At 42.8% G+C, this 6,249-nt stretch carries 5 protein-coding genes; all 5 read right to left on the reverse strand.

Annotation, left to right across the window (positions count from 1 at the left end):
* Positions 1–470: 470 nt before the first annotated feature.
* The gene (locus BCT81_RS05900) at positions 471–1,388 is read right to left on the reverse strand and encodes a hypothetical protein (RefSeq protein ID WP_133152576.1); all 918 of its coding nucleotides are present in this window, start codon (positions 1,386–1,388) and stop codon (positions 471–473) included.
* A gap of 298 nt (positions 1,389–1,686) precedes the next feature.
* The gene (locus tag BCT81_RS05905) at positions 1,687–1,899 is read right to left on the reverse strand and encodes a hypothetical protein (protein ID WP_102423508.1); all 213 of its coding nucleotides are present in this window, start codon (positions 1,897–1,899) and stop codon (positions 1,687–1,689) included.
* 89 nt (positions 1,900–1,988) lie between these two features.
* The gene (locus tag BCT81_RS05910) at positions 1,989–3,332 is read right to left on the reverse strand and encodes a hypothetical protein (RefSeq protein WP_102423509.1); all 1,344 of its coding nucleotides are present in this window, start codon (positions 3,330–3,332) and stop codon (positions 1,989–1,991) included.
* A gap of 3 nt (positions 3,333–3,335) precedes the next feature.
* Entirely contained in the window at positions 3,336–4,757 is a 1,422-nt protein-coding gene (locus tag BCT81_RS05915; RefSeq protein WP_102423510.1) for a hypothetical protein, read from the reverse strand.
* Between the two features lie 91 nt (positions 4,758–4,848).
* Positions 4,849–6,249, reverse strand: a 1,401-nt coding sequence (locus tag BCT81_RS05920; RefSeq protein ID WP_198596850.1) for a hypothetical protein, incomplete at its 5' end; no start/stop codon positions are given.

Raw genomic sequence — 6,249 nt, forward strand, 5'->3', positions numbered from 1 at the left:
ATTTCGAATTCATACATTTAATCTCTAATGGTCAAACATACTTGCTATATACAACAATTTACGAACAGTTTAGTTCTTGCTATAGCAATTAGACACATGGCCAGTATGAAATATCTGAATTAAAGCGTTATCGTTCTTGGCTGTCCATATTGTATACCCAAATGAACTGGGCCTAGCTTCTAAAGACCAATCGCTTTGGATCTCATATACGAACCTTGGTGTTTTTATGAAGGTGAGTAGCGAATGGCGATAGTAAGTTTCAACCGTGTCCTCTTTGATTTCTACAAATTCAGTCCAAGACAGGCAGACGGCAAGTAGGCAAAGAAATATCACTTCTTGCACCGGTGGGTGGTAACTATGGGATGAGCTGACCAGTGAGGTGTAAAACATAAACCCAATAAGGACAATGACCCAGCCTCTTACGAAATTTAAAACAGGCACCGTCGCTTGATATTTTGCATTAAAAATAGTCATTGAATTAACTCCGCAATACGTTGATAAGAACCTGGAACCTTACGACTAAACCAATCGTAACGATGTACTTTTTGATCTCGGCTAAATACGTAATCTTGGCATTTGGTTTTGGTCCACACGGCAACCACCGATTTCGATTTGAATTCATCACTCAGAAATTCAATCGCTCTCGGGGTCATAAAATTTGGATTGATAAAATATGCAGATAGGCCCTTAGACCAACACATATCTATAAACAGTGGATCATCTGAGACAAACACTCGCTTGGTTTTGTTAGTGCCTTTTGTGTAAGACCGGATGAATGGTGATCTCGCGGAGCTGTATCCATTGAGTTTAATGAACACTAAGCGACCTTTGTTAACGAACAATAAGATGGGTTCGCCTTGAAACTCAGTGATGGCATCAATAACGGCATTGGGAACCCAACCGTTAACAGCGTTCACATATTCGATAAATTGTTCAGCGTCTGGAATACAGGATAGATGGTCAGGCACATTGCGTTCATCCACTGAAAGCCCCCACTCTTCCACTTCTTTTGGCAAGACTCTCATTCTCGCGATGTCCATAACGATATCCGTGAATTTGATATCTTCAGGTGTGAGTTCACGGTAAATGTCAGCAGGTATATTCAAACCGGCTAGGCGACATAATTCTATAATGGCGCGATGTGGTGTTACTGAGTGGTCGTTTGAATAGGCGTCGATAATCGAAGTAGGTCCACAAGACTCACAGTTGAAACTACCAGTGCCTAAAAAGTGGGTCCCCTTGTTTCCACAGGAAGGGCATAACAACTCGACCATTTCACCAGCACCTAATCTTGGGACCAGGTGACCAAACGCTTGATCGATTGTTTCTTTGGTCATCTTTGGAAATAGATGCTCTTTCAAATATCCATTGACTAGATCGGAATCCATACGCATCTCCGTTTCATTCATTTACACCGAAGGTATAAAGGAAGAATGGAGCAATACCGCGTTAAATTGGTTAATTAATGAAAGAGATTTGAGTGTTTAGAAGGTGTGTAAGATTAGTATAGCTGTAGAGAAGGGATGATATGTCGTAGTGGACGGTAAAGAATCGATTCCTTACCTTTCAAAAGTTAACTTTGACATTCGATTTCAATGTCTCTGCATGTTCAGGTCTAACACCACTTGTCAAATGGGTGTGAACGATACCTTTGGGCTGATCGTGTTCTGGACATGCAGCAAGATATTAGTCATCACCTTCAAATGCTTTATCGCGCTCCAGTTCATTTGAAAGCCAATGAACATATGGAAGACCTCCAAACAGTTTGTCTTCTTCTCTTTCAGGGGATGAATGACGATGAGATACGCCACGTCTCCTTACTCCAGAATTTTTGCGTCGGTTGTTCTGCATTCTATTGCAAAAATCATCGTGACTTTGTTGCTCAGTTCTACGTGACATAATGTAATCTCCTTTTGTTGCATATTTTAGTTATACAACAAAAAAGCTAGGAATGAATATGTTGCGTACCAAAAGTGGGGGGAATGTATTTAGAAGTGTTGTATTGCTCGGTCTGGACAGACGCCGGTATCCGCATTACAACCAATGATCACATTCTCACGGTATCGCGTTGAATCGTTGCCAAATGCTGGCAACATTGCGCCCTGTGACACCCTACGAGGCTTTTTCTGGTGGGTAACATCAAGTAAGCCTTTGCTATCCATATACGCTTGCCATTGCTTAGGCGACATCTGAGCGTATTGTTCCGGTTCTATGCCAATAGTGAGACGACTGGCCGCCGACCTACTACCCGACATCGCAAAGTGTTCTATTTCTTTATCCGCCAATTCAACTGAATATTGGTATTCGAATTTATCCCAAATACAGTAAGAGTAACTATCCACTTTTGTTTCTTTTGGTACAGGTTCACCCTTGAAGCTACCAACTCGTACAAATCTACTTTGTGAATAAAGCGGAAGCGTAAGTTTCGTGTCACTTTCATATAAAGCCTGTAGAACCGGTGAATGAGATTCAAAGGAGTTCGGTTCAATACAAAGCTGTCGCACTTTTAGCTGGTGGCCATCATCAAAGTGATTTCCTAGACTGATGCGAGAAGAAACATTTCCTTGATGCACCACTCGATGGTACATGTCCATTGCATAACCGTTACTATCTATAATTGCCGCTAAACGAGAATCAAAGTCATGATTGCCATATGAGCTACCTCGTGAACGTAATGTAACCTTCACTCTGTTACTAGAAATGCGCTCGATACCTTCAACTTGAGTAAAGATAATGAAATCCGAATAATGCCGTGCAATTTCAGTCACAATACGCATTGACTTAATATCACGTTCCACCAACTGGCTCTCATGAAGCTGCACCTTTAGCGAATTAACCAAATCAGACTGTTCACCGCGTTTACTCAAACTCTCGATCTGAGAAGACAACATCGTAATCCGCTTTCGAAGAGGATGACCAGTCTCCCTATGATATTGCTCCAGACTTCTTCTTAAAACTTCATCATTCTTTATCATTTCAAGCTGAGACTGGAACTCTCCTCTGTCTATATCCACATTGACTGTCAGTGATACACATTTAAAATCAGCGCCAGTGCAGTTATTCACTGATTGGCTAACAACATCCACATCAGCTACTAGAGGTAGTAGAACCTTCAATGTCTCTAGATAAGCGCCGTTATAACTTTCACTCGTCTTTACATAACCACGTAAATCCGCTTTAGAGACAGCTAAAAAAGCGGCTTCATCTTTCAATTGCTGAAAGAGAGCCTGCGTTACTTGCTCGCTCGGAACTACGCGCTCTACAGTTGCGTCGAATGGCTTTGCAGTCACTAGGCTAGACATTAGAAACAAGAAAATAAACAGACGTCCCATACATCACTCCTCCACTGTTAACGAACTCAAAGCAGTACCATACCCTGCGGTCTGTAAGCCCACGTATGGAACAACAAGAGGATACGTTGGTTGATAGCGCTCAATTCTAAATGGGTATCTCATTCCGGCTGCGACTTTAGAGAAGGCAACATGGGGTTCGCCATTAAGCATCAACATGAATTGTTTAGGGGTTATAACCTGTGAAGAACACACCGCATCAATGCATCCTTGTCGGATCGTATTAATCTCATCTGTATAACGTGACTCTATCCATGCTTTATCAAAGTTGGAATCAACGAGAAGCCAATCATCAATATTCGTTTCATCCGCATGGAAATCCGTGGCTACCTCCCGGATACGAACAGTACTAAACACCGTCACATGGGACCCCAAAAATGCTGCCTGCTTTGTATCTTTCGGAAACACCAATTCTCCATTAAGCAATTCACAATAGGTTGGTATCCCTGAACGCTTGAATACTGAATCAGATTCGGAACCTTTTTCGTAATAGTACCCACGACCTATATGGACTATCTTTCCTGACACGTTGATTGCTACTTCTGGCTCTCGGTGAAACAATTGAGCTGTTGTCAGCGATTGATGTGATAAGTAATCATCTGCCGATGCGAATAACATACAATGATACTTAGCCCTAAATTCGACCTGCTCTATGGACAGCTCTGGGGCACTCATCTTCATAGTCACATACCGAGTATCAGAGATTAAAGATGGAATGGCTTTTACCAAATCATTCATCTGCTCGGAACCAGGTAGGGCAAACGAATAGGCAATGTACTGAGACGTTGATGGCTCACCTATGGAATCAAACACAGGCACCTTATTCAGCTTAACTTTTTGTGGAACGAACTCCGTATCCTTAAATATCGTAGATACCTTGATACGTTTAACAAGCTCCTTTTGCTCCTTTGCTCTTAGCCTTAACCACTGAGAATAGATTCCGTCTTCTGCGCGGAACTCAATTGGTAACCGAGAGTGGCGTGACTCTATCAATGTAAATTGGTTTAGCTGCGCACTGAGTACATCTTTGGGCTTTGACTCAAGTTGCGACATGCCACTAGCACTGTTATGAAGGCTTTGACTGATAGCCTTAGCAATTTGTTTATCGACTATCAATTTAATGGTTGTTTCTAAGCAAATGCCAACATCGCATTCAACTTTATCCTGAGCTAAGACAATAAGTTTCTGAATGGATGGCTGGTAAGAATACACAAGTCCATATTTGTCTCCCTTGGAAATGGTTTGCTCAACTCGTTCCAACGCATCAACTTTAGCGGCTTCCACACCTAAAGCTTCTAAGCCAACCGTAGTTTGCGCATCCATGATTAATAAACTTCTCCCTGAAACCTCATATGCTTCAGAAACGAACGACATGATCATCAATGCGATTGTGGAATATATCTTCATTCGGAAACCTAAAAAAAACCCTATTGGAGTTTGTATACACCAATAGGGTTTAGTTATTAGAAATATCGATTAAACGTCATCAATATCGGCATTATGTGTATTTTGTTTCTTGGTCATAATTCACGTCACCATCGATTTCTCCTACTGAACCTCCCAAGCCAACTACAGTATCAAGCTTGTCGCCATTGATAATTTCATCGGCATCCATTTCAAGATTTGTCTTGTCGCCAGTAGTTAAAGCTGTCGCAATATCCAACTTATTAGAATTGTCTCCTAAGTTTGCGTCAGACGTACTTGGGTCCATATGTCCATCGCTTTGAGCGTCAAATCCTGTTGATGCTAGTTGAGTACCACTTTCTCGCATCATAGAGTCATGCTCTGCACCATCGTTCGGTGCTACCGATGTGTCAAACTGGTTAGGAGTATCCATCGCTACTTGCGTACCCGATAGCTCAGTGCTTTGCTGCTCTTCGGCTCCGGATACTGGCGCTTCAAAGCTCGTTGACGCTAAGTGTTGTTCACCCTCACGCATGGTAGAGTTCATTTCTCCGCCATCAGTTGGTGCTACCGATGTATCAAACTGGTTAGGAGTATCCATCGCCACTTGCGCTTCAAACTGTTCAGCGCTTGGCTGCTCGACCAGTCCTGATACTGGCTCCTCAAAGTTCGTTGACGCTAAGTGTTGTTCACCCTCGCGCATGGTTGAGTTGATATCTCCACCATCATTCGGTGCTACCGATGTATCAAACTGGTTAGGAGTATCCATCGCCACTTGCGCTTCAAACTGTTCAGCGCTTGGCTGCTCGACCGCTCCTGATACTGGCGCCTCAATGTTCGTTGACGCTAATTGTGCGTCGCTTTCTTTAGCTATGAACTCATTGTCTGCACCTGTACGCGCCGATTCCATGTCACTATCTGAGCTCGCAGTAAGGTCACTATTAGATTGACTAGAACCAGTAGAAGCCAACATTTCATTACGAGCGCTCGGCAATTCCTTTGTCCCGTTAGCTATCTGAATAGCTTCATCAGAGTTAATCTCTCCACTTTGAACTGCATTGAACACTTCAATGCCTTCATCAGCAGTAAGTTGGCCACTAGCAATAGCTTCCATCACAATATCTTTATCTCCATCAGCCATACCACTGAACTGTGAAGACTCCAATAATGCTAGGTCCATTGAACCGCTTCCGGTAACAGAAGGCGAACTTGGATCACTGTCGTTGAGTGATGCTAGTTTGGTTTGATTCCCCATTTTGTAATCATTTTGAGAGTCCTCAATAGTTCCCGCGCCTTGATTGCCGTTATTGGAGTCAGTGGGTGCATTCGCCAATTGGGTCTGATTTGTTCCTGTCTCCTTCTCTGAAGTATTAGGGCGTTGTGTATTTGCAACAGCATCAGTTGCCTTTTGAGTAGGAGCACTCGCCAGTTGTGTTCCTAACTCTACATTGCCCGACTGTGCTACTGAACTTTCAGTACGTGAGTTCGTAGCTAC

Origin of the sequence: Vibrio sp. 10N.261.52.A1, assembly GCF_002876325.1 — a bacterium.
GTDB classification, from domain to species: Bacteria; Pseudomonadota; Gammaproteobacteria; order Enterobacterales; family Vibrionaceae; genus Vibrio; species Vibrio chagasii.

Excerpts from the sequence above, each read along its gene's own strand:
- BCT81_RS05915 (WP_102423510.1), bottom strand. The coding sequence starts at position 4,757 with ATGAAGATATATTCCACAATCGCATTGATGATCATGTCGTTCGTTTCT.
- BCT81_RS05905 (WP_102423508.1), bottom strand. The coding sequence starts at position 1,899 with ATGTCACGTAGAACTGAGCAACAAAGTCACGATGATTTTTGCAATAGA.
- BCT81_RS05910 (WP_102423509.1), bottom strand. The coding sequence starts at position 3,332 with ATGGGACGTCTGTTTATTTTCTTGTTTCTAATGTCTAGCCTAGTGACT.
- BCT81_RS05900 (WP_133152576.1), bottom strand. The coding sequence starts at position 1,388 with ATGGATTCCGATCTAGTCAATGGATATTTGAAAGAGCATCTATTTCCA.